20 protein-coding genes are annotated in these 23,736 nt (G+C 70.8%); 8 read left to right on the top strand and 12 right to left on the bottom strand.

What is annotated here, in order from left to right:
• Positions 1 to 16: 16 nt before the first annotated feature.
• The 3 genes from OG933_RS39470 to OG933_RS39460 form a co-directional block, all read right to left on the bottom strand.
• Complete coding sequence (locus OG933_RS39470; RefSeq protein WP_405631863.1) at positions 17 to 1,570, bottom strand: acyl-CoA synthetase; 1,554 nt, start codon at positions 1,568 to 1,570, stop codon at positions 17 to 19.
• Positions 1,567 to 2,676, bottom strand: coding sequence for an NAD(P)H-dependent flavin oxidoreductase (locus OG933_RS39465; protein ID WP_405631862.1), 1,110 nt, complete (start codon positions 2,674 to 2,676; stop codon positions 1,567 to 1,569). The genes OG933_RS39470 and OG933_RS39465 overlap by 4 nt, the downstream gene beginning before the upstream one ends.
• Before the next feature lie 69 nt (positions 2,677 to 2,745).
• The gene (locus OG933_RS39460; protein WP_362532288.1) at positions 2,746 to 3,597 is read right to left on the bottom strand and encodes a helix-turn-helix transcriptional regulator; all 852 of its coding nucleotides are present in this window, start codon (positions 3,595 to 3,597) and stop codon (positions 2,746 to 2,748) included.
• Positions 3,598 to 3,651: 54 nt separating this feature from the next.
• Here OG933_RS39460 and OG933_RS39455 point away from each other — a divergent pair, with 54 nt between their 5' ends.
• Positions 3,652 to 4,485 carry an SDR family NAD(P)-dependent oxidoreductase gene (locus OG933_RS39455; protein ID WP_405633653.1) on the top strand — a complete coding sequence of 278 codons (834 nt, stop codon included), beginning with the start codon at positions 3,652 to 3,654 and terminating at the stop codon, positions 4,483 to 4,485.
• A gap of 12 nt (positions 4,486 to 4,497) precedes the next feature.
• Here OG933_RS39455 and OG933_RS39450 read toward each other — a convergent pair whose 3' ends face one another.
• The 6 genes from OG933_RS39450 to OG933_RS39425 form a co-directional block, all read right to left on the bottom strand.
• The gene (locus tag OG933_RS39450; protein WP_405631861.1) at positions 4,498 to 6,123 is read right to left on the bottom strand and encodes a phytoene desaturase family protein; all 1,626 of its coding nucleotides are present in this window, start codon (positions 6,121 to 6,123) and stop codon (positions 4,498 to 4,500) included.
• A gap of 54 nt (positions 6,124 to 6,177) precedes the next feature.
• Positions 6,178 to 8,409: a tetratricopeptide repeat protein gene (locus OG933_RS39445; RefSeq protein ID WP_405631860.1), complete on the bottom strand. Its 2,232-nt coding sequence runs from the start codon at positions 8,407 to 8,409 to the stop codon at positions 6,178 to 6,180.
• Positions 8,410 to 8,633: 224 nt separating this feature from the next.
• Positions 8,634 to 10,172 (bottom strand): sensor histidine kinase, encoded by a 1,539-nt coding sequence (locus OG933_RS39440; protein ID WP_405631857.1) that lies wholly within the window; start codon positions 10,170 to 10,172, stop codon positions 8,634 to 8,636.
• Complete coding sequence (locus OG933_RS39435) at positions 10,169 to 10,912, bottom strand: response regulator transcription factor (protein WP_405631855.1); 744 nt, start codon at positions 10,910 to 10,912, stop codon at positions 10,169 to 10,171. Before OG933_RS39435 ends, OG933_RS39440 begins: the two co-directional genes overlap by 4 nt.
• Positions 10,913 to 10,961: 49 nt before the next feature.
• Positions 10,962 to 13,163, bottom strand: a complete 2,202-nt coding sequence (locus OG933_RS39430; RefSeq protein WP_405631853.1) for an ArnT family glycosyltransferase — start codon at positions 13,161 to 13,163, stop codon at positions 10,962 to 10,964.
• 17 nt (positions 13,164 to 13,180) lie between these two features.
• Positions 13,181 to 14,470 carry a glycosyltransferase gene (locus tag OG933_RS39425; RefSeq protein ID WP_405631851.1) on the bottom strand — a complete coding sequence of 430 codons (1,290 nt, stop codon included), beginning with the start codon at positions 14,468 to 14,470 and terminating at the stop codon, positions 13,181 to 13,183.
• Positions 14,471 to 14,754: 284 nt separating this feature from the next.
• Between OG933_RS39425 and OG933_RS39420 the strand changes: the two genes are divergently transcribed.
• Positions 14,755 to 14,883, top strand: coding sequence for a hypothetical protein (locus tag OG933_RS39420; protein ID WP_405631849.1), 129 nt, complete (start codon positions 14,755 to 14,757; stop codon positions 14,881 to 14,883).
• A gap of 224 nt (positions 14,884 to 15,107) precedes the next feature.
• Here the strand turns inward: OG933_RS39420 and OG933_RS39415 are convergent, their stop codons facing one another.
• Both OG933_RS39415 and OG933_RS39410 read right to left on the bottom strand, forming a co-directional pair.
• Complete coding sequence (locus OG933_RS39415) at positions 15,108 to 15,602, bottom strand: MarR family winged helix-turn-helix transcriptional regulator (RefSeq protein WP_405631846.1); 495 nt, start codon at positions 15,600 to 15,602, stop codon at positions 15,108 to 15,110.
• Between the two features lie 131 nt (positions 15,603 to 15,733).
• On the bottom strand, positions 15,734 to 16,960 hold the full coding sequence (locus tag OG933_RS39410) for an acyl-CoA dehydrogenase family protein (protein WP_327181327.1): 1,227 nt from the start codon (positions 16,958 to 16,960) through the stop codon (positions 15,734 to 15,736).
• Between the two features lie 63 nt (positions 16,961 to 17,023).
• On the opposite strand from OG933_RS39410, the gene OG933_RS39405 reads away from it, so the two are divergent.
• Together OG933_RS39405 and OG933_RS39400 are read left to right on the top strand one after the other, a co-directional pair.
• Entirely contained in the window at positions 17,024 to 17,851 is an 828-nt protein-coding gene (locus OG933_RS39405; RefSeq protein WP_405631845.1) for an SDR family oxidoreductase, read from the top strand.
• A 212-nt stretch (positions 17,852 to 18,063) separates the two neighbouring features.
• Complete coding sequence (locus OG933_RS39400; protein ID WP_405631844.1) at positions 18,064 to 19,182, top strand: IS630 family transposase; 1,119 nt, start codon at positions 18,064 to 18,066, stop codon at positions 19,180 to 19,182.
• A gap of 273 nt (positions 19,183 to 19,455) precedes the next feature.
• Here the strand turns inward: OG933_RS39400 and OG933_RS39395 are convergent, their stop codons facing one another.
• A complete protein-coding gene (locus OG933_RS39395; RefSeq protein ID WP_405631841.1) occupies positions 19,456 to 20,082 on the bottom strand; it encodes a TetR/AcrR family transcriptional regulator in 627 nt (208 codons plus the stop codon).
• 122 nt (positions 20,083 to 20,204) lie between these two features.
• Between OG933_RS39395 and OG933_RS39390 the strand changes: the two genes are divergently transcribed.
• From OG933_RS39390 to OG933_RS39375, 4 genes are all read left to right on the top strand, one after another.
• Positions 20,205 to 20,609 (top strand): Dabb family protein, encoded by a 405-nt coding sequence (locus tag OG933_RS39390; protein WP_405631839.1) that lies wholly within the window; start codon positions 20,205 to 20,207, stop codon positions 20,607 to 20,609.
• A 28-nt stretch (positions 20,610 to 20,637) separates the two neighbouring features.
• Positions 20,638 to 21,540, top strand: a complete 903-nt coding sequence (locus tag OG933_RS39385) for an SDR family oxidoreductase (RefSeq protein ID WP_405631836.1) — start codon at positions 20,638 to 20,640, stop codon at positions 21,538 to 21,540.
• A 389-nt stretch (positions 21,541 to 21,929) separates the two neighbouring features.
• A complete protein-coding gene (locus tag OG933_RS39380) occupies positions 21,930 to 23,396 on the top strand; it encodes an amidase (RefSeq protein WP_327181332.1) in 1,467 nt (488 codons plus the stop codon).
• Between the two features lie 60 nt (positions 23,397 to 23,456).
• Positions 23,457 to 23,696, top strand: a complete 240-nt coding sequence (locus OG933_RS39375; protein WP_405631833.1) for an AMP-binding protein — start codon at positions 23,457 to 23,459, stop codon at positions 23,694 to 23,696.
• Positions 23,697 to 23,736: the final 40 nt, after the last annotated feature.

The following is a 23,736-nucleotide window of genomic DNA, read 5'->3' as shown; positions in this document are numbered from 1 at the left end:
CTGCCCGGGGCCCCGCTCAGACGGGCCGGGTCCGTCCCTCCCAGTACGGCTCCCGCAGCCGCCGCTTGTAGAGCTTGCCGTTGGGGTCGCGGGGCATCTCGGTGATGAAGTCGATGCTCCTGGGGCGCTTGTAGCCGGCCAGGCGTTCGGCGCAGTGGTCGAGGAGGGCGGCGGCGAGGTCGGGTCCGGGTGCGTGGCCGGGGGCCGGTTCGACCACGGCCTTCACCTGCTCGCCCCAGTCGTCGTGCGGGATGCCGAAGGCGGCGGCGTCCGCGACGGCGGGGTGGGCGAGCAGCGCGGACTCGATCTCGGCGGGGTAGATGTTGACGCCGCCCGAGATGATCAGGTCGATCTTGCGGTCGCGGAGGAAGAGGTAGCCCTCCTCGTCTAGCACGCCGAGGTCGCCGACGGTGAAGAAGTCGCCGATGCGGTTCTTCCGCGTCTTGTCGGCGTCCTTGTGGTAGGCGAAGCCGCCGGTCGCCATCTTCATGTAGACCGTGCCGAGTTCGCCGGGCGGCAGACGGTTGCCGTCGTCGTCGAAGACCGCCAGTTCGCTGATGGGCCAGGCCCTGCCGACCGTGCCGGGCTTCTTCAGCCAGTCCTCGGCCGTGGCGAAGGCACCGCCGCCCTCGCTGGCCGCGTAGTACTCCTCCACGCAGGTGCCCCACCAGTCGATCATCGCCCGCTTCACATGGTCGGGGCAGGGCGCGGCACCGTGGATGGCGTGCCGCATGGACGACACGTCGTGGCGCGCCCGGACGTCCGCCGGGAGGGCCAGCAGACGGTGGAACTGGGTCGGGACCATATGGGTGTGGGTGCACCGGTGGGTGTCGATGAGACGGAGCATCTCCTCGGGCGTCCACTTGTCCATCAGGACCAGTGGGTGGCCGATGTGCAGGGACGCGGCCGCGAACTGGAGCACCGCCGTGTGGTAGAGCGGCGAGCAGACGAGATGCACGTTGTCGTCGAACGGCCGGACGCCGAAGATGCCGAGGAATCCGCCGAGGTAGGCCTCCTCGGGCAGCTTGCCGGGCAGCGGGCGCCGGATGCCGCGCGGGCGGCCCGTCGTGCCCGAGGTGTAGTTCATGACCCAGCCGAGGGTGCGGTCGGCGGGCGGCGACTCCGGTTGTCCGTCGAGGAGTTCGGCGTACGGCCGGAAGCCCTCGACCGCGCCGACGGCGTAGCGGTGGGTGGCGGGGAGAGCGGCCTCGTCGGCGGCCCGGCGCGCCTGGTCGGCGAACCGCTCGTGGGCGAGGAGGACCTTGGCGCCGGAGTCGGAGACGATCCAGGCGATCTCGGGGCCCACCAGGTGGTGGTTGACGGGGACGAGGTAGAAGCCGGCCTGGGTGGCGGCGAGATGGGCGGTGAAGAACTCGGCCGAGTTGGGCAGGACGACGGCGAAGGCGTCGCCGCGCTCCAGACCGGCGGCACGCAGTCCGTGCACGAGCCGGTTGGCGGCGGCGTGCAGACGTCCGGCACTCCACTTCTCTCCGTCCGGCGCGATCAGGACCGTGCGGTCGGGGTCCTGGGCCGCCTGGGCCCAGAAGCCCGCGGGGGGTGTGCTGGTCATGTGCCGCTCCTTCCGGCGATGCGGTTGACGCGGTCCACGGCCCGTTCGAAGTCGCGGGTGAGGTCGTCGAAGACGGCCTGGACGCTGCGGACGTCGTTCATCCGGCCGACGATCTGGCCGACGGGCGTGCCGAGCAGGGGGTCGATCTCGTACTTCTGGATGCGCGAGACGGCCTCGGCGACGAGCAGGCCCTGGAGCGGCATGGGAAGGGTGCCGGGCCCGTCGTCGGCGTCCCAGGCGTCGGTCCACTCGGTACGCAGCTGGCGGGCGGGTTTCCCGGTGAGGGCGCGGGAGCGGACCGTGTCGCCGGAGCCGGCCGCGAGGAGTTTGCGGGTGAGGGCGGAGGAGTGCAGATCGGCCTCGGCGGTGGTCAGCCAGACCGATCCGAGCCAGACGCCCTGGGCGCCCAGGGCGAGGGCGGCGGCGACCTGCTGTCCGCTTCCGATGCCGCCGGCGGCGAGGACCGGCAGCGGGTCGACGGCCTCGACGACCTCGGGGGTGAGCACCATGGAGGCGATCTCGCCGGTGTGACCGCCCGCCTCGTAGCCCTGGGCGACGACGATGTCGATGCCGCCCTCCTGGTGTTTGCGGGCGTGCCGGGCGCTGCCGGCGAGGGCGGCGACGAGCACGCCCTGTTCATGGGCGCGGGCGACGATGTCGGCGGGCGGGGAGCCGAGGGCGTTGGCCAGCAGCCGGATCGGGTAGTCGAAGGCGACGTCGAGCTGGCTGCGGGCGACCTGTTCCATCCAGCCGGTGATCCGCCATCCGGACGCCTCGCCCTCGGCCAACTCGGGCACCCCGTACTTGGCGAGGGTCTCCTGCACGAACTGCCGGTGCGCCGCGGGGATCATCGCTTCGACGTCCGCCTCCGTGACGCCTTCGACCTTCTTCGCGGGCATGACGACGTCGAGGCCGTACGGCTTGCCGTCGACATGCGCCTCGATCCAGTCGAGGTCGCGTTTGAGGTCGTCGGGCGCGGTGTAGCGGACCGCGCCGAGCACGCCGAAGCCGCCTGCGCGGCTGATGGCCGCGGCGACGGCGGGGAACGGCGTGAAGCCGAAGACGGCGTGCTCGACTCCCAGTTGCTTGCTCAGCTCCGTCTGCATGGGCGCAGGATGCCGCAGCCCGGGCGACGACGGAAGCCTCTTTCTGATACTCCGTCAGATTTGCTGTCCTCAGCCGGGCACGTGCATCCGCTGGGTGCCCACGACCGAGAGCAGCCGCAGCGCCTCCTCGGACGGCGAGCCCGGGGCTGCCGTGTAGACGACCACCCGCTGGTCGCGGTCGGTGATGTCCAGGACATCGCAGTTCACGGTGACGAGACCGACGAGGGGGTGGTCGAAGGTCTTGCACAGGGTGGGCCGCGCGGCCACCTCGTGGGCCGCCCACAGCTCGGCGAACTCGGCGCTGCCGGTGAGCAGTTCGTCGATCAGCGCGGTCAGTTCGGGGTCGCCCGGGTAGCGGCCGGCGGCGCCGCGCAGGTGCTGGGCCGCGGTCCGGGCGAACTCGTCGGCGTCGGACACGCTGTACAGCCGCGTACCGCCGCGCCAGGGCTCCAGGAAGGCCCGCCTGACGAGGTTGCGGTCGCGCCGCGGCAGCGCGGAGAAGTCCTCCAGCAGGGCGGCGGCCAGATCGTTCCACGCGATGACCTCGTAGGTCGCCGACAAGACGATCGCCGCGGCCTGCGGCAGCCGGTGCAGCAGGTCGACGATGCTCTGCCGTACCTCGCGCGAGGGTCCGGGCGGGGGGCCGGGCGGTGTGCCCGCGAGGTGGTGGAGGTGGTCGCGCTCGGCGTCCGACAGCCGCAGGGCGCGGGCGATCTGGGCCAGCACCTCGCGGGACGGGTGCGGGGCGCGGGCCTGCTCCAGGCGGGTGTAGTACTCGGTCGAGATGAACGCCAGCTGGGCCACCTCCTCGCGGCGCAGCCCGGGGGTGCGCCGGCGCGACCCGGCGGGCAGCCCCACGTCGGCAGGGGTGATGCGCTCGCGTCGGCCGCGCAGGAAGTCGGCCAGTTCTCGTCGGTCCACGCCCCCAGTGTGCGCGGACCGCCGTGCGCCCATCCAGGTACCGGCTGTGCCTGGATGGGCGGCGCGGCCGGGCGCAGGCTCGTCGGCATGAACCACAACACAACGACCAGCACCCCGTCCCACCCGGCCGCGGGCCTGCTCGCCGACAAGGTCGCCTTCGTCAGCGGCGCCGGTCGCGGCATCGGCGCCGCCGCGGCACGGCTGTTCGCCCGGGAAGGCGCCCGGGTGCTCCTCGCGGCCCGCACGGAGACCCAGCTCAAGGCCGTGACCGAGGAGATCCGGGCAGCCGGCGGCACCGCGGAGTACGTGCGCTGCGACCTGGCCGAACCGGCGAGCGTCCGGGCCGCCGTCGACCGGACCGTCGAGCTGTACGGCAGGCTCGACGTCGCCTTCAACAACGCGGCGACCATCCAGCCGCCCGGCCCGCTGGACGGGCTGGCGGAGACCGACTTCGACCATGTCCTCGCGGTCAACCTCAAGGGGCCCTGGCTGGCGATGAAGGCGCAGATCGCCGCGATCCGCGCCACCTCCGGGACCGGCGCCATCGTCAACACCTCCAGCGTCGGCAGCCTGATGGCCAACCCGGCCCTGCCCGTGTACGGCGCGGCGAAGCGGGCGCTGAACAGCCTGACCGCGTCGGCCGCCGCCACCTACGGCCCCGAGGGCATCCGCGTCAACGCGATCGCGCCCGGTACGACGCTGACGGAGATGATCGACGCCTGGGAGGCGGACACCCCGGGAATCGTCGGCCACCTCAACGCGCTCACCCCGCTGGGCCGGGCCGCCGACCCGGACGAGATCGCCCAGGCCGCGGCCTGGCTGCTGAGCGACCGGGCGTCCTACGTCACGGGCACGGTCCTGCGGGTCGACGGGGGCATGCGGGCCTGATCCCGGGGCCGCTCAACCGGCGGCCGGCTGCTCCAGGACCGCCATCGCCGCGTTGTGTCCCGGCACCCCGCTGACCCCTCCCCCGCGCACCGCGCCCGCGCCGCACAACAGCACGTTGGCGTGCCGGGTCTCCACGCCCCAGCGGCCGGCGCCCTCCTGGGCGTACGGCCAGGCCAGGTCGCGGTGGAAGATGTTGCCGCCGGGCAGCCCGAGGTCGCGTTCCAGGTCCAGCGGGGTCCGTGCCTCGATGCAGGGGCGGCCTTCGGCGTCCGTGGCCAGGCAGTCGGCGAGGGGCTCGGCGAGATGGGCGTCGAGCTGGGCGAGGGTCGTCCTCAGGAGCTCCTCGCGCACGGCGTCGTTGTCCCGCTCGAAGAGCCGGGCGGGGGTGTGCAGACCGAACAGCGTCAGCGTCTGGTAGCCCCGCGCCACGAGGTCCGGCCCGAGGACGGTGGGGTCGGTCAGGGAGTGGCAGTAGATCTCCGAGGGCGGGGCGGCGGGCAGTTCACCGGCTGCCGCCTGGGCGTGGGCGGTGGCGAGCTGCTGATAGCCCTCGGCGATGTGGAAGGTGCCGGCGAACGCCTCGCGCGGGTCGACGGAGCTGTCCCGCAGCCTGGGCAGGCGCTCGAGCAGCATGTTCACCTTGAGCTGAGCACCCTCTGCGGGAGTGGGCGGCGCGTCGCCGGTGAGCTCCGCGAGCGCCTGCGGGGAGGCGTTCACCAGGACGTGCCGGGCGGTGGCGACGCCCTCGCCGTCGGCGGTGCGGTAGGTGACCTCCGCCGTACGGCCGTCCGTGTCGATGCGTACGGCCTCGTGCCCGGTGGCCAGGACGGCGCCCGCCCCCCGGGCGGCGGTGGCGAGGGCGTCGGTCAGCGCGCCCATCCCGCCCACCGGTACGTCCCAGGCGCCGGTGCCCCCGCCGATCACGTGGTAGAGGAAGCAGCGGTTCTGCTTCAGGGAGGGGTCGTGGGCGTCGGCGAAGGTCCCGATGAGGGCATCGGTCAGGACCACCCCGCGCACCAGGTCGTCCGTGAAGCGCTCCTCGACGGCGACGCCGACGGGCTCCTCGAACAGGGTCCGCCAGGCCTCCTCGTCGTCGACACGGCGGCGCAGTTCGTCCCGGGTGGGCAGCGGTTCGGTGAGGGTGGGGAAGACCCGCCGGGCGAGGCGCCCGGTCATGCCGTAGAAGCGCTCCCAGGCCGCGTACTCGCGCTCGCCGCCGGTCAGCCGGGCGAACGCCTCCCGGGTGCGTTCCTCGCCGCCGCCGACGAGCAGTCCGGTGGGCCGCCCGCCGCGCTCCACGGGGGTGTACGAGGAGATGGTGCGGCCCTGGACGCGGAAGTCCAGCCCGAGGTCCCGCACGATCTTCTGCGGCAGCAGGCTGACCAGGTACGAGTAGCGGGACAGCCGGGCGTCCACGCCGGTGAACGGGCGGGTGGAGACGGCGGCGCCGCCGGTGTGGTCGAGCCGTTCCAGCACCAGCACGGACCGGCCGGCCCGGGCCAGATAGGCGGCGGCGACCAGGCCGTTGTGGCCGCCGCCGACGATCACGGCGTCGTAGGCGCGGTGTCCCCGGTGATCCGTGTGTCCCGCGTGTCCCGTGTATCCCGTGTGTCCCTGGTGTCCCTCGTGTTCAGGCATGGTTCTTCGTAACACGAGCCGATCAAGGTCGGCCAGGGGTGCGGGGGTGAGGGCTTACGCTCCGCCGACCGCCCGGTGCTGCTGGAGCACCGCCACCCTCCGGTACAGCTCGACCGCCTCCTGGCCCCGGCCGAGCCGTTCCAGGCAGTGGGCCTCGTCGTTGCGGGCGGCGAGGGTGTCGGGGTGATCGGCGCCCAGCAGGTGCTCACGGGCCGCGGCCACCCGCCGGTACTCGGTCAGGGCGTCGGTCCAGCGGCCCAGCCAGCCCAGACCGACGGCGACCTCGCGGCGGCTGACCAGCGTGTCGGGGTGGTCGGCACCGAGCACGCGCTCCCGGATGGCGCACACGTCCCGGGACTCGGCGAGAGCCTCCTCCCAGCGGCCCAGCCGGCCGAGGTTGACGCCGAGGCCGTGGCGGGCCCGCAGGGTCTCGGGGTGCGCCGGGCCGTGGATGCGGGTGCGGTCGTCCACCAGATCGCGGTAGAGCTGGAGCGCCTCCGCGCTGCGGCCGAGGCGGCCCAGGCTGATGCCGGTCTCGTAGCGGGCGGCGAGGGTGTCGGGGTGGTCGGGGCCGAGGGCCTGCGCGCGGGCCGCGGCGACCTCGCGGTAGGTCTGGAGGGCTTCCGGCCAGCGGCCCAACTGTCCCAGGGCGTAGGCGACTTCGTAGCGGGTGACCAGGGTGTCCGGATGGGCGGGGCCCAGGACGCGGGCGCGGGCGACGGCCACCTCGCTCGCCATCCGGTAGGACTCCTCCAGCCGGCCGAGCCTGCTGAGGTTGAAGGCGAGGTTGTGGCGGCAGCGCAGGGTGTCGGGGTGGTCGGGGCCCGCCGTGCGCACCCGGGCGGCGAGGACCGAGGCGTACACCTGGTGGGCGTCGAAGTGGCGGCCCAGCCGGCCGAGCACGTAGGCCATCTCCTGCCGGGTGGCGAGCGTGTCGGCGTGGTCGGCGCCGAGCACCCGGGTACGGGCGGCGGCCACGTGCTGGTACTCGCGCAGCGCGTCGGCGGCGCGGCCGGTGCGGCTCAGGGTGAAGGCGACCTCGTAGCGGCTGGCGAGCGTCTCGGGGTGGTCGGCGCCGAGCAGGTGCGCGCGTTCGGCGGCGACGGCGCGGTGCACCTCCCCGGCCTCCGCCCAGCGGCCGAGCCGCCCCAGGCTGAGGCCCGCGCTGTGCCGTCCGGCGAGCGCGGTGAGCGCCTGCGGGGACGGCGTGTCCGGGGCCGGCGGGGCGGGGACCGCGCCGAGCGCCGGCCGGGGGATCCACTCGCCGGTCAGGGCCGCCCCCGCGTCCGGCGGCGTGACCCGCAGTGCGGCGCCGGTGGCCTTGTGACCGGTCGTCATGCCCTGCGTCCAGGACGGCAGCCGCGGCTCGCGGCCGGCGGGCCCGGGCGGCCGCAGCTCGGGCCGGGGCGTCACCAGGGTCGGGACGTACGACGGCGCCGTGCGGCCCGCGGCGATGCGCCGGACGATCTCACGGGCGTCCTGGGGGCGCTGGTCGGGCCGTTTCGCCAGCAGGTCCAGGATGATCCGGTCGAGGTGGTCGGGCAGGTCGGGGCGGAGTTCGCGCGGCGGCCGGGGCGGGGTGTCCCGGTGGCCGACGAGGATCGCCCACGGGTCGTCCAGGTCGAACGGCGGGGCCCCGGTGGCGATCTCGTACAGCACACAGCCCAGCGAGTAGAGGTCGCTGCGCTGGTCGACCTCCTCCCCGCCGATCTGCTCCGGCGACATGTAGTGCGGGGTGCCCATGGCTATGCCGGTGCCGGTGAGTCGGGAGGTGAAGCCGATGTCGTGGCCGAGGCGGGCGATGCCGAAGTCGCAGATCTTCACCGTGCCGTCGGCGAGCCGCACGATGTTCGCGGGCTTCAGGTCGCGGTGCACCACGCCCTGCCGGTGCGTGTAGGCGAGGGCCGCGGCGACCTGGTCGGCGACCTCCACGACGTCGGCGACGGGCAGCGGCCGGCGCTCGTTGTCGTCCAGCAGCTGGCACAGGTTGCTGCCGTCGAGCAGCTCCATGACCAGGAAGAGGACACCGTCGCTGTCGCCGAAGTCGTGGACGACCGTCACCCCGCGGTGCTGGAGCGCGGCCGCGACGCGGCCCTCACGCCGGAAGCGTTCCCGCAGGACGCGTCCGGAGGCCGGATCGTGGTGCGGGGCGATCGGTTTGAGGCACTTCACGGCCACCTGCCGGCCGAGGGACTCGTCACGGGCCCGCCACACCTCGCCCATGCCACCGCGCCCGATCCGGTCCAGCAGCCGGTACCGGCCCTGGATCACCCTGCTCTCCGCCATAGTGCGCCGCCGCCCCCGTTGCTTTCCGGCCCTCCCCTGGCCGGTCCAGTATGGCGGCCTATCGCCCGACTTTGAACGGGGCCGGGCGAGCTTCGGGGCCGAGCCTCGCCATGGCCCGCCGGACGTGTTCGGGGATGGTGGGTCGTTCTCCCGGTCCCGTCCATATGTCCGGGGAGCCGCTGTCGCTCTCGGTCCCTGAGGGCCGCACACCCGTACGCGCGGGATCAGCGGGCTTCCCGGCCGAAGTCGGCTGCGGGCAGAACCAGCCGGAAGGTGCAGCCGCGGCCGGAGACCGTGTCGAGTTCGAGGCGGCCGCCGTGGCCCTCGGCGATGGTCGCGGCGATGGCCAGGCCGAGGCCGCTGCCGCCGTGGATGCGGGAGCGGGCGGGGTCGGCGCGGTAGAAGCGCTCGAAGACGAGTTCGGCGTCGGCGGGTTCGAGGCCCGGTCCTTCGTCGGCCACCTCGATCACGGTGATCGGCAGGCCCTCCGGCAGAGGCGGTGAAGCGGTGGTGCGTCCGGGTCGCTCCGTCCCTCCGGTTCCGGCACCCGCCTCGGTCGAGCCGACGCGAACGTGGACGCGGGTGCCCGGTGGGGTGTGGGTGCGGGCGTTGGAGAGCAGGTTCTCCACGATCTGACGCAGACGGTGCGGGTCGCCGACGGTCTCCGCGACGTCGAGTTCCTCGGCTCCGGTGGGATCGGCCGGGGTGTGCAGCGGGCCGAGGTCGACGGGGTGGGCCTCGCTGTGGACGGCGGCGGCGCTGATGGCGTCCGCCGCGAGGGTCAGCAGGTCGACCCGGTCCCTGCGGTAGGAGGGTTCTTTGTCCAGGGTCGCGAGCAACTGGAGGTCGTCCACGAGCAGACTCATGCGTTCCGCGTTCTGCGCGATGAACCGGTCGGCCTCGTTTCGGTCGAGGGCCGAGCGCGGTTCAGGACGGAGGGCGAGCTGGGCGTAGCCCTGGATGGCGGTGAGCGGAGTGCGCAGTTCGTGCCCGGCGTCGGCGACGAACCGGCGCAGGCGGGCCTCCGAGGCCTCTCGGGCCAGCAGCGCCTTCTGCAGGCGGTCGAGCATGGAGTTCAGGACCTGGCCGAGTCGTCCGATCTCGGTACGCGCATCGGTGTCGGTCAACCGCAGATCGAGTCGGCCTGCGGTGATGTCCTGAGCCGTCCGTTCCATTCTGGTCAGGGGCAGCAGCCCCAGACGGACCACCCACCGGCCCAGGGCGATCAGGGCGACGATCGTGACGGCGAGCAGCACGGCGTTCAGCCACAGAAGCTTCGATGTGGCGCCGTCGACGGTCTCGAGCGGAAGGGCGACCACCGCTCCCATGCCGTCCGGACCGGGGTTCAGCAGCACCCGCCAGCGGCCGTCACCACTGATGGCGGGCACGGTCTCGGGGTGCCCGTCCTGCAGCCCGAGGTCCTCCGCCTGATCGGCCAACCGAGGTCCTGGCCTGGTCTCGGAGCCCAGGGAGCTGTTCAGACGGCGCCCGGAGGAGTCGTAGAAGTAGATGTGGAAGTCCGAGGGAAGCACGTCCGGACGTGCTCCCGAGTGCGGGAGCCTGCCTCGGAGCGCGTCGTAATAGGCGGGAGCCGGCGGATGGAACCCGACGAGCTGCTCGTCGACGCGGTCCAGCAGCCAGGAGCGAAGCACCACAAAGCCGATCGCCTGGGAGGTCAGGACTGCCACGGTGGCGAGCAGAGCGGCGCCGAGGACGAGGCGCCGTCGCACCGACCTGGGCGGCCGGGGCAGGAACCGGGTCACTGGTCCGACGTCCCTGAGTGGTCGCGGGGAAGCCTCAGGCAGTAGCCGACGCCACGCACGGTGTGGATCAGTGGCGGCTCGAAGCAATCGATCTTCCTGCGCAGGTACCTGACGTACGTTTCGATGATCCGCGAGTCGCCCGCGAAGTCGTAGCTCCAGACGTGGTCGAGGATCTGGACCTTGCTCACCACGTGGCCCGCGTTCGACAGGAGGTATGCCAGGAGCTTGAACTCGGTCGGAGACAGGGCGATGTACTGCCCTGCGCGGTGCACCTCGTGGGCGCCCTCATCGAGTTCGAGGTCGGCGTAGCGCAGAACACTCTGCACCGCCTGCCATGCGGCGGCCGGCGCCGTGCGACGCAGAATGGCCTCGATGCGCAGCAGCACCTCCTCGATGCTGAAGGGTTTGGTGACGTAGTCGTCCCCGCCGGCACCGAGGCCGGTGATGCGATCGTCGGTGCCTGTGCGGGCGGTAAGGAACAGGATCGGACAGTCGTCGCCTGCCGCCCGCAGCCTGCGGGTCACCTCGAAGCCGTCCAGGTCGGGCAGCATCACGTCCAGCAGCACCAGATGCGGTTTCAGGCGTTCGACCTCCAGGAGGGCCGCCTGTCCGGTGTCGGTGCTGCTCACCTCGTATCCGGTCAGGCGAAGCGTTGCCTCCAGCAAGGTGCGAATGCTGGGCTCGTCCTCGACCACGAGGAGCCGATGTCGCGGCCGCGCGGTTGCGGGCTGCTCGGTCATGGATCTGCTGGTCCGTTCTGCCGTGTCGCGAACGTCGCTCGGACGTCGGCTACTCGGCGGCGCAGTCGTAGAGCACGTTACTTCCTCCGAATCCCCTCGCACCGCCGCCGTTGTTCTGTGACGACGTACCGGAGTCGCCGCCGTATGCCGACGCCGGAACCTCGGTGCAGTGGCCGGCGATCCAGTCGGAGCGCTGCTCGGTGTATCCGCCGGACAGGCCCGGCACGCCGCCGCCGTTCGTGTCGGAGCCCAGGATGTAGCGTAGTTCGCCGTTCCTGGTCCACTCCTTCAACTGGGCCACCGAGGGCGCATTGTCGCTGTTCGTGAAGCCACCCATGCCGATGACCGTCTCGTCGGTGCCCAGGATGAAGGCGCCGGCGGACAGGGCGCCGCCCTCGACGGCGAGCTTGATGCGTGCGTCGGGTGCGTGCTCGACAGCGTACTGAAGGATCTTCCGCTGATCAGCGGTGAGTTCCCCATCGCCGAAACCGCCGCGCCCGCCTGGGGCGCTCCCGGAGCCTTGGGACGTACCGGGCATGCCGTTCGGTCCCCCCGTGGGCATGCCGGAGGGCATTCCGCCGGACGGGGGTCCACCTGACCGGCCCGAGGACTCGTCACCGCCGGGGAGGCCCGGCATGTTCGACGGCATCCCGGACGGCATGCCCGACGGAAGGTCGCCGCCGTTCCCACTCTGCCGGGGCATGCCGCCGCCGAGGCCGAGCGTCTGCGGACCGGCCATCGGGTTGGAGCCGCCCATGCTGGGGGAGCCGGGCACGCTCAACGCCCAGGCTCCCGGGGCCACCAGTACCGACGCCAGCGCTGCGCCCACCGCAGCCGTCAGCAACCGGCCGTGCCGTCGTGAGAGCACCAGCAGGACGACGGCGGCGCAGCCCACGAGCAGCACCGGCCACACCAGCCAGCCGTTCCAGTCGGGTTCGCGGCGGATCAGCACCACCGCCCAGACCACGCTCACCGCGACCCCGGCCACGCCGGCCAGTGGCGCCCAGCGCAGGCCCGCACGGTGCACGCGGGCCAGGCTGGCCGTCAGTCCGCCGCACAGAGCGGCGATGGCCGGCGCGAGCTGGGTGGTGTAGTAGGGGTGGAAGATGCCCTTCTGAGTCGAGTACACGGCGGCGCAGACCACCAGCCAGGTTCCCCACAGCAGCCAGCCGGAGGCCGGCAGCAGGGCGGAGGCGGGCAGCCTCCCACGTCGGCGCAGCACCGCCGCGGCGACGGCGACGGCCAGAGCCAGCGCGCAAAGCGGCAGCAGCCAGCTGATCTGACCGCCCACCTGCGTGGCGAACATCCGGCCCGGGCCGGACTGGCCGCCGAACCCGCCGGCGAAACCGCCCCCGCCCCCCATGCCCTGGGGCGTTCCGTCGCTGGAACCGAAGACCCTGCCCAGTCCGTTGTAGCCGATCACGAGGTCCCAGGCCGAGCCGTCCTCGCTGCCGCCGATGTAAGGGCGGTCGCCAGGCCACAGGGCCACCATGGCGACCCACCACAGAGAGGACGCCGCCAGGATGGCTCCCGCGCCCAGCAGACGCCGCACTCGCGGTATCCAGGGGCAGCTTCCTCCCACGAGCCAGGCGACGGCGAACGCGGGAACGACCATCCAGGCGGCGAGCATTTTGGTGAGGAATCCGCACCCGATCAGGAAGCCGCTCGCGCACAGCCACCAGGTCGCGGCCCGGCCCTCGGCCTGCAGCGCACGGGTGAGCGCGTACGCCGCCGACACCAGCAGCAGGACCAGCAGCGTGTCCGGGTTGTTGTCCCGGTTGATGGCCACGGTGATGGGCGTCAGGGTGAGCACCAGAGCCGCGATCAGCGCCGCTCCCTCCCCCGCCCAGCGGCGCACGGTGCGGTGCAGCACGAGCACCCCGGCCACACCTTCGAGCACCTGCGGCAGGATCAGCGCCCAGCCGTGCATCCCGAATATCCTGCTGCTGATCACCTGCGGCCACAGCGCGGCCGGGGGCTTGTCGACCGTGATCACGCCCGCCGGGTCGAAGGAGCCGAAGAGGAAGTCGGTCCAGCTCTTCCCCATCGACTTCACGGCCGCCGAGTAGTAGCTGTTGCCCCACCCCAGGGAGCCCAGTGCCCAGCCGTACAGGACGGCCGCGAGCACGAGGACGGCTCCGAGCGCAGCGGGTGCCGCCCAGGTGGGGAGCGAGCGGACGGACGTACTCGTGTGCCTCCCCTCGTGTGCCGATGCCGCCGGTGCGGGCCTGATGTGTGCGGAGTTGCTCATGTCGGAATTCGCTCTCGTCAACGGGTACGGCTACGGGGGTCGGTGAAGACGGCCAGCCGCAGTACGGCGAAGCGCACGCAGGTGACCGCGACCGACGCCGTGGCGAGGACCGCGGTCTCCGCGGCCGGCGAGGCACCGGGATCGAGCCGCTTGAACCACAGCACCGCGGCGGAGGTGACCAGATAGCCGAGGAGGAACAGGCCCCCGGCACCGAGGTGCGCCCGTGCGGGCGGGGTGGCGGCGTACCGGAAGGTGAGGCGGCGGTTCGCCTCGGTGTTGAGGACGGTGAGGCCGAACAGCGAGATCAGGTTGGCGACGGCCGGAGACCACCAACCGCGCAACAGCCAATACAGCAAGGCCTGTCCGACCGTGGAGACGACACCGATCGCGAGGAAACAGCCGACCTCCCACGACAGCACACCGCGCCGTGCGGAGGGGGCGAGGACGGCGTCGGGGTGTTCGGCGGCCGGCTCGGGGCGCGCCCGCACCTCGACCCGGGCGTCACCGGACGCCTTGAGCCGCGCCATGCGCCACAGGCCCCGCAGGTCTTCCCTGGCGGTGCTCACCACATCCACCCGGGTGTCGATGTCCTCGACCCAGTCGACCGGGACCTCGTGGATACGCAGTCCGTTGTGCTCGGCGAGCAGGAGCAGCTCGGTGTCGAAGAACCACGCGTCGTCGCGGGTCACTTCCAGCAGCGGCCGGAGCACGTCCGTGCGGGCCGCCTTGAACCCGCACTGGGCGTCGGTGAAGCGGACTCCGTGGGTGAGCCGGATGATGCCGTTGTAGCAGCGGGAGACGAACTCGCGGCGCGGGCCGCGGACCGTGCGCGCGCCGGAAGCCAGCCGGGAGCCGATCGCGAGGTCCGAGTGGCCGCTGGCCAGGGGCGCGACCAGCGGGAGCAGTCCGTCGAGGCCGGTGGAGAGGTCCACGTCCATGTACGCCACGATGTCCGCGTCGCTGGCGCCCCAGACGGTGCGCAGCGCAAGTCCACGCCCCTTGCGGTCCAGGTGGACGACGCCGACGCCGGGCAGCTCGTCCGCGAGGCGGCGGGCGGTGGCGAGGGTCTCGTCGGTACTGGCGTTGTCGGCGACGGTGATCCGCCAGGGGAAGGGGAAGCCCTGGGACAGCCGGGCATGGAGCGTGCGCAGGCAACCGGGCAGTGCTCGTTCCTCGTTGTATACCGGAACGACGATGTCCACCGTCGCGGTACCGGCGTGCGGGAGAAGCGAATGTTCCACGGGCTGGAAGGGGGCGGGGCGCTCCACGCGGGCGGCGAGTTCGGTGAGGTGGGGGGTGGGAGTCATGGTTTCCTCAGGCATGAGGGGACGGCAGACTGCGGCTCACAGGACCTGGTCCAGGGCCTGTGAGCTCACTGTTGCCGCCCCGCCTGTGGGGGCAACGGGAGAATCGCGAGAACTGACGGGGAGTCAGATCAATGGCCGAAAGCGCTCTCTCGATCCACCGTGAGCTCGTCCGCCTCACGGCGTTGCGGGCCCGGAGACCGCCTCATCTCCCCCATGCGTCCCCTGCACGACCGCCTCGCGCCGACGGGGCGGTCGCCGGGCCGGCCGAGGGACCGCTTCAGCACGTGGTCGCAGCGGTGAGCGTGGCCGCTCTCGCCTACCGGGTCTGCCCGGAGGCCGAGACGGAGATCGCCCAGAAGGCCCTCGCCACAGCAGGAGAGATCAGCGACCGGATGGCCCTCGTCGCGGGGTGACCCCGCCCCGAGCACCGGCCCACCCGGACGCGGATCGCGTCGATCACGGTCAGCGACTCGGGTGTTGCCCCATGCTCGACCCAATTGACGCATGGCCTACGAACAGGGCGCCCCCTGCCCACCGCTGAGGCCGCCGAAGACCGCCGGAGGGCGTACGGCCCGGCAAGCCGACTTCGCCAGAACCGGGACATAGCGCTATACCCCGGGGCGATCCCCTAGAGCCGTTAAGCCCGTTTCCCACCGTTCTGCTCCCGGACGGTGTCGAACAGGGAGGTCAGAGCGGGACTTCCCGCGAGACTGTCCAGCAGGACGTGAAGCGACTGTCGTTCCGTGGTGCCCAGGTCTGCGAGGATTTCGCCGTCGAGATCGACGAGTGTGCGGTTGAGGCGGGCCAGGACCTTGCGCCCTTCGGCGGTGATGTCCACGGCGTAGCGGCGACGGTCCTGCGGATCTCGTGTCCGCTCCGCGTATCCGGCGCGCTCCAGGTCGTCGAGACTCGTCACCATCGTCGCGGGGTCGATGCGCAGGAACGAGCCAAGTGCCAGTTGCGGCATGGCACCGTTGTCCGCCAAAGCCTGCAGGACGCTGTAATGCCGCACTCGCAGGCCGGTCCCGCCGAGGCCGTCCTCGGCGATCCTGAACGCCACCTGTCCGAGTTTGACCAGCAGGCAGATGGTGTGTTCGGCCACTGTCCCCGGTACCAGCGGAGCCTCGGACATCCTTTATCCCGCCCATGGTTAGTCGTACGTATGGTCCTGTCCATCGTACGAGAAAGCCCGAGGCGCCAGGACCGCTGCAGGCCGGCGGGATTCCCCCGTCCGCCGGCTTACGGCCGGTGCGTCCTGGGTGGTCAGCCGACGATGGCCCGACCGAAGATCTGCCGGGCTATGACCCACTTCTGGATCTCGTTGGTGCCCTCATAGATCTCGCCGATCTTGCTGTCCCGGTAGATCGCCTCGACGGGACCGGGGCTGCCGTCGGCACCCAGTTCGCGCGCGAAGCCGAGGCCTCCGAAGGCCTGGACGGCGTCGCGCGCCATGTCCACCGACAGCTTGGTGGCGTAGTACTTCGCCATCGCGGCCTCGGGCTCCGGGGACGGGTTGCCCGCGTCCAGGCGCAGGGCGGCCTTGGTGTAGAGGGTGCGGGCGTTCTCGATCTCGGTGGCCCGTTCGGCGAGCAGGAACTGCCAGTGCTGGTTGGCGGCCACCGGCTTGCCGAAGGCGTGTCGCGTCGACAGGTGGGCCACGGTGTGGTCGAAGGCGGCCTGCGCCATGCCGACCCCGGCAGCCGCGATGCCGATCCGGCCGTAGGTCAGAGTGGACAGCGCGTGGCGCAGTCCGTGTCCCTCGGCGCCACCGAGGAGGTCGTCGTCGGTCAGGTGCACATCCGTGAAGCGGATGTCCGCGGTGAGCTGGCCGCGGTTGCCCATCTTGCGGTCGGGAAGGCCGACTTCCACTCCGGGAAGTGCCGTGTCGACGATGAACATGCTCAGCCGGGTGCCGGTGCGGGCGAGAACCACCACGAACCCGGCGACGGGCGAGTTGGAGATCCACCGCTTGTGGCCGTTCAGCACCCAGCCGGCCTCGGTGCGTATCGCCTCGGTCTGTACCGCTTGCGGAGACAGGTCGCTGGAGGCATCCGGCTCGGTGGTGGCGAAGGCGCCGACCACTGAGCCTTCCGCGACCTTTCGCAGCCATCGCTGCTGCTGCTCCTCGGTGCCCTGCCGCAGGGCGTTGCCCGCCAGGATGCAGTGCACATCGAAGACGGCCGCGACGCTGCTGGAGTAGTAGGCCAGTTCCTCGACGGCCGCGGCGGTGGCGGTCGCCGGGTGGGTCAGACCGTCGCCGCCGACCTCGCTGGGGAAGGGGATCCGGAAGACCCCCGCCGACGCAAGCCCGTCAAACACATGCCGGGGGAAGCCGTCCGTGCGCTCGTCGCCCCCCGCGATCGCCACGGCGTGCGGAGCCACTTCGTGCTCTGCGATCCGGCGCACGGCAGCGCGAACGGACTGTGTCTCTTTGGGGGCGAGGAGCTCGTGGTAGAGCCGGTCGATCTGGCGTGTGGGAGTGGAAGTCATACGGGGAAGATATCATTAGCACCACGTACCATTAGCTTGGCAATCTATTTTGGAGGTTCGACCATGACACAGACGCTGGCCGACAAGACCATCCTGATGTCGGGAGGCAGCCGCGGCATCGGACTCGCCATCGCTCTGCGCGCGGCCCGCGACGGTGCGAACGTGGTGATGCTCGCCAAGACCGCCGTGCCGCATCCGAAGCTCGAAGGCACGGTCCACACCGCCGTTGACGAGATTGAGCGCGCGGGCGGCAAGGGGCTGGCCGTCGTCGGTGACGTCCGCAACGAGGACGATGTGCGCACCGCTGTCGACGCGGCGGTCAGCGCCTTCGGTGGCATCGACATCGTGGTGAACAACGCCAGCGCGATCGACCTGTCGTCGTCGGAGCAGTTGGAGATGAAGCGGTACGACCTGATGCAGGACATCAACACGCGTGGCACGTTCCTGCTGAGCAAGGCCGCTATCCCGCACCTGCGCAAGGCGGGCAACCCGCACATCCTCACGCTCTCCCCGCCGTTGAACCTCGCGCCGCACTGGGTGGGGAAGCATCTCGGTTACACGCTGTCGAAGTACGGCATGAGTCTGTGCACCATCGGGCTCGCCGAGGAGCTCGCCGCCGACGGCATCGCCGCCAACTCGTTGTGGCCGCGGACCCTGATCGACACGGCCGCCGTGCGCAACGTGGTCGGCGGCGCCGGACAAGCCCGTAGTCCGCGAATCATGGCTGACGCCGCGTACGCCATCCTCACGCGTGACGCGCGGAAGTGCACCGCCAACCTGTTCATCGACGACGAGGTCCTGTCGGACGAGGGCGTCACCGACCTGTCCGTCTACAGCCCTGCCGACTTCGAAGGTGATCTCGCGCTCGACATATTCGTCGATCCGGCCTGATCCCACATTGCTCACTAGATGAACGCGAGGGCGTTCTCGATGCCCTTCTCGAGGACCTCATCGGCGAACTTCGAGTCGAAGGCGGCGCGGGACAGCTGCAGCGACCCAGGCCTTCGCAGCGGCCGATCTAGTGCTCTGCCCCTAGGTTCGCCGGGTTGGTGGTCGTGGCGGTTGGATGTGCACTGACGTCCGTCCCGACCGCTGGGGGCGTGGTGGCAGAGCCTGTCCGTGTGCGCAGGTTGACCGATCAGGAGGGGCAGAAACCACAGCAGATCGTGCGCCGGGGCAGCACCAGTTCGGTGCGGTTCCGGCGGGCGATGATGCTGCTGGCCTCGGCCCGCGGGAACCGGGTGCCGGTGATGGCGAAGCTGGTGCAGGCCGACGAGGACACCGTCCGGGACGTGATCCACCGATTCAACGAGATCGGCCTGGCCTGCCTGGACCCTCAGTGGGCGGGAGGCCGTCCCCGCCTGCTCAGTCCTGACGACGAGGACTTCGTCATCCAGACGGCCACCACCCGCCCCACCAAGCTCGGCCAGCCCTTCACCCGCTGGTCCATCCGCAAACCCGCCACCTACCTGCGAAAAGTGCACGAGCGCGTGATCCGGATCGGCCGCGAGGCATTACGGTGCCTGCTCGCCCGTCGCGGCATCACCTTCCAGCGCACCAAGACCTGGAAGGAGTCACCGGACCCCGAGCGCGACGCCAAGCTCGACTGCATCGAGCACCTGCTGGAACGCTTCCCTGACCGGGTGTTCGCGTTCGACGAGTTCGGCCCGCTTGGTATCCGGCCCGCCGCTGGCGCGTGCTGGGCTGCTCCTGGTCACCCCGAGCGCCGTCCCGCGACGTACCACCGCACTCACGGAGTGAGGTACTTCCACGACTGCTACTCGATCGGCGACGACACCCTGTGGGGCGTCAACCGTCGCAAGAAGGGCGCCGCGAACACCCTGGCCGCGCTCAGGTCGATCCGGGCCGCTCGCCCGGACGGCGCCCCGATCTACGTCATCATGGACAACCTGTCCGCCCACAAGGGCGACACCATCCGCCGCTGGGCGAAGAAGAACAGGGTCGAGCTGTGCTTCACGCCGACCTACGCGTCCTGGGCCAATCCGATCGAGGCCCACTTCGGGCCGTTGCGACAGTTCACCATCGCCAACTCCAACCACCGCAACCACACCACACAGACCCGGGCCCTCCACGCCTATCTCCGCTGGCGCAACGCCAACGCCCGCCACCCCGACGTCCTTGCCGCCCAACGTCGAGAGCGCGCCCGCAGCCGCAGTGAGAAGGGCATCCGATGGGGCGGACGAGCGAGGACGGCGGCTTGATCATTCGCTGACGTTCAACGTCTCGCAGTCCGCGACTCCAGTTCGGACAGCACCGTCCGGAGCCGCTCCAGGGCCGCGGTCGTGTCCGGCTCTCCGCGATTTCAAGGTCAAGATGGCAACGACCCATGCCGCTGCCCGCGCCGGTGACCTCGCCGTCGAGCTCGAACGCCGTCTCCAGAGCCTCCTCGACGTCGTCACGATCGATCGGCAGCCCCACGAAGACGATCTCGACGAACACTCCGGTCCTCCCCTGAACCCGGCGAACCACAGCGGTCAGAGCACCTGGCTGCTCGCCGGTCGACCGTTCGCCGGCTTCTCGGTTCGCCAGCCGAGGAGGATCGCGCGAAGCGCCTGTTCGGCCAGGCAGCGGGCGCGATCGTTGCCGACGCTGCCGAGGTGACTGAGCGACGCGATGCCGTACAGCGTGCCCCAGAGGATCTCACAAGCCTGGTCGAAATCGGCCAGGACCACGTCGTGCGCAGCCGACCAGGAGGTGAGCAGCTCCTTGAGGACGTCGATGACCGGTTCCGCGACGCGCCGGCGTTCGTCCGCGTCGACCATCGGGTCGTTCATGACCTGGAAGAGGTGGGGGTGCTCGCCGGCGAACCGGACGTACTGCGACGCAATGCGCGTCATGCGCCGGTCCGTATCGGGCTCCTGCGCGGCTTGGCTGAACTCGCTCAGCATCAGGCGGTGACCGTGCGCGACCAGCTCCAGTACGAGCGCGTCCTTGTTGGCGAAGTGCTGGTAGACGACGGGCGCGGAATATTCGACGTCGGTGGCGATGCGCCGGATCGTCAGGGCCGCGATGCCCTCGGTCTCGAGGACGTGCAGCGCGGCCTCGATGATCCGCTCCCGGGTGTTCGCCCGTTCGCGGGCCCGTCTCGTGCTGGTCGGCATGGTCCGTCACTTCGCTTCGATGGTGTCCTCGAACACTAGTCACCGCCTTGACCGCGCCGGCGACGCGCGTCATAGTTAACGCCGTTAGGAAATCTAACGACGTTAGGAACGAGTAGTAAGTCATGATTTACCACATCAACAGAGTCACGATGAAGGCCACTGCGACGCCTGAGCAGATCGAGGAGGTCTTGGAGAGCTGGCGCAATCAGGGCCGGTCGAACCCCGCCATCAAGTCCTTCGTCGTCGGCCGCGACCACGGCGGCGACTACACGTACGGCGCGGTGTTCGTCGTCGAACATCTCGACGGGCTCTTCGCCTACCTGACGCACCCGACCACCTACCAGACCGACCACCTCGGGCTGCACCTGGTCGAACGGCTGGAGATCTTCGACGTCAGTGACGACGACGACCCCGACCTGAACGCCAAGATCCAGGGACTGCACCGGCGCCGCAACGAGCTCAACCCGCAGATCGCCGGCATGCTCGCAGACGTGCCCACCTACACCGGCTCCGGCGTGGACGACTGACCGATACCCCGGAGAAGGAGAAACCGTCATGGCCAAGCACGTCATCATCGGTGCCGGTTCCATCGGTACCAACGTCGCCCGTCTGCTCGCCGAGCGCGGCGAGAGCGTCCGCATCGTCACCCGCAGCGGCTCCGGCCCCGAGCACCCGCTGGTCGACCGAGTCGCCGCGGACGCGTCCGACCCCTCCCGCCTGACCGAACTGTCCCGCGGCGCGGAAGTGATCTACCACTGCGCCAATCCACCCTCATACACGGCGTGGGAGCGCCTGTTGCCGCCCCTGCAGACGGCGGCCATCACCGCCGCCAAGGCGAACGACGCCGTCCTCGCGCTGACCGGCAGCCTTTACGCCTACGGTCCGCAGCCCGGCGGCCGGATGAACGAACACACCCCCATGGCCGCCACCGGCCACAAGGGCCGCCTGCGCAGACGCATGTGGGAACAGGCCCTCGCCGGGGGGATCCGCACCGTCGAGGTCCGCGGCTCCGACTACATCGGCAAGGACGCCAACGGCATCTACTCCCTGCTCATCAAGTCGGCCCTGCAGAAGGGAAAAGCGGCCTGGATCACCGGCCACCTGGACATGCCGCACACCTTCACCTTCAACGGCGACATGGCACAGGCCCTCATCACGCTGGCCTCGGAAGAACGCGCGTGGGGCCGACCCTGGCACGTACCGTCCCCGCCGGCCGTCACCATTCGCGAGCTGGCGCGGCGCTACGCCGTCGCGGCAGGCCGGCCACCGGTCAAACTGATCCAGATACCGCGCTCCGTGACGCGTACGGCCGGGCTGATCGTGCCGATCGCCCGCGAGATGGCCGAGATGGACTACCAGTGGTACGCGCCGTTCCACATGGACGCGACGGAGACCGCCGAGACCTTCGGCCTGACCGCTACCGACCTCGACACCGCCGTCCGCAATGAGGTCGGCTGAACTCCACCGCCACACCGGCACGTCGACGGCAGGTCCGCCGACACCGTGAACATTCGTGGTCACGGCACTGGTCGGGCAGGCGGCGGAGGGACATCCGACGCCGCACTGGTCCCGGCGCTCGGGCGACAGACAGCCGCGAACGAGATCCTCGAGTCCCGGGCAGCCGGGCAGCAGAGTGCCCTACCGCGCCGCCTGCGTGCGTAGCTCCTCCGCGACGACGTTGGCGACGAGGTCGTCCCTTGATGCCACAGGATCCTCTGACGCCACAGGATTCTCCGTTCGTTCCGCAGGGCCCTTGCCTTGCACGTCATCCCGAGCCTATGGTCTGTCGAATGTAATATTATGACTCACATTTGATGGCGCCGTCAAAGTCAGAGATGAGGCATGCCGTGAGTGACGTCCCCTTCCAGCCCGCAGTGGAGCAGTCACGCGCGCTGGCCGCGGGTGAGATCTCGAGCCGGGAACTCGTCGAGCTCTATCTTGAGCGGATCGCCACCCATAACACCGCGTTGAACGCGGTGGTGACCCTTGACCCCGAGCGGGCCCGTCGCGAGGCCGGGGAAGCGGACGCCGCGCGGGCGGCCGGGCGAGACCTCGGTCCTCTGCACGGTGTGCCGATCACGGTCAAGGACAGCTTCGAGACAGCCGGGATGCGCACCGTCTGCGGGCGAACAGACCTCAAGGACTACGTGCCCGACCAGGACGCCGAGGCGGTCAAGCGGCTGCGTTCGGCCGGTGCCGTGATCATGGGGAAGAGCAACATGCCTCCGGGCAACCAGGACGTCCAGGCCGACAACCCGGTGTTCGGTCCTTCATCGAACCCGTGGGACACGACCCGTACCTCGGGCGGATCCGCCGGGGGCGGCGCCGTCGCCACCGCCGCGGGCCTCACGACGTTCGACTTCGGCTCGGAAATCGGCGGATCGACCAGGATCCCGTCCCACTTCAACGGCCTGTACGGGCACAAGTCGACCTGGCGGTCGATACCTCTCATCGGGCATGTGCCCTACGGCCCGGGCCCGGGACGATGGACCGAGGCCGACATGGGCTGCGGCGGCGCGCAGGTCCGCGACGCCCGTGACCTCGTCCCGATCCTGCGGGCAACGGTCGGGCCCGCCGACTACGACGGCGGTTTCAGCTACACACTCGCACCGCCGCGCGCGACCAAGCTCGCCGACTTCCGGGTCGCCGTCTGGGGTGAGGATCCCGCGTGTCCGGTCGACAGCGACGTCGCGGCAGCCGTGGACGATGCAGTCACTGTGCTGCGGGCGGCCGGCGCGAAGATCACGGTCCAGCCCGCCAGCCTCCCTGTCGACATCGCGACGAATCACGGGAAGGCCTTCCAGCCCCTGCTCTTCGGCGCGGGCGACCGCACCGGCCTCGCTCCTGCCTCCAGCGCCGCAGTGCTGGCCCGGTTCCTCCAGCACCCGCGGGGTGACGCCGGTCCCGCCCTGCTCGGAACCTTCCAGTCCCACTATCACTGGCTCCAGGCCGACATGGTGCGCAATGAGATCCGGCAGCGATGGTTCGAGTTCTTCCAGGACTTCGACATCGTGCTCATGCCGGTCACCCCGACGGCCGCCCCCGCCCACCACAACAAGCTGATCGACTGGTTCGGGCGGCCATTCGAAGTCGAAGGTGTGCGACGCCCTTACTGGGACCAGGTCAAGTGGAGCGCCGTCGCCAACGTCTCCGGGGGGCCGGCGACGACCATCCCGGTGCGCAAGGGCAGGAGCGGACTGCCCATCGGTCTGCAGGCCATGGGCCCGAGCGGGGGCGATCTCACCACCATCGAGTTCGCCGCCCTGCTGGGCCGGGAAGTGGACGGCTTCGTGCCGCCTCCGGCCTTCGCCTAGACCCCCACCACTGGACCCTGACCACCCGCCCGAACGCCCCGGAGAACGACGATGCACAGCTTGAGCCGCAACGCGTCACGACTGCTGACGGATTCCGCGTCCCGCTACCCGGAACGCACCGCGATCGTCTTCGGCGACGACCGCATCACGTACGGGGCCCTCGACGTCGCGGCCAACCGGGTCGCGAACCTGCTCGTCTCGCGCGGGATCCAGCCCGGGGACAAGGTCGCGCTGTCCTGCCCCAATTCTCCAGCATCTACTTCGGCATCCTCAAGGCCGGGGCCGCGGTCGTGCCGCTGAACGTGCTGTTGCAGGGCCGCGAGGTCGCCCACCACCTCAC

The organism is Streptomyces sp. NBC_00016 (assembly GCF_045040885.1).
GTDB classification, from domain to species: Bacteria; Actinomycetota; Actinomycetes; order Streptomycetales; family Streptomycetaceae; genus Streptomyces; species Streptomyces coriariae.
Note: the sequence above shows the minus strand (reverse complement) of the source record. Positions and strands in the feature narration are given on the sequence as shown.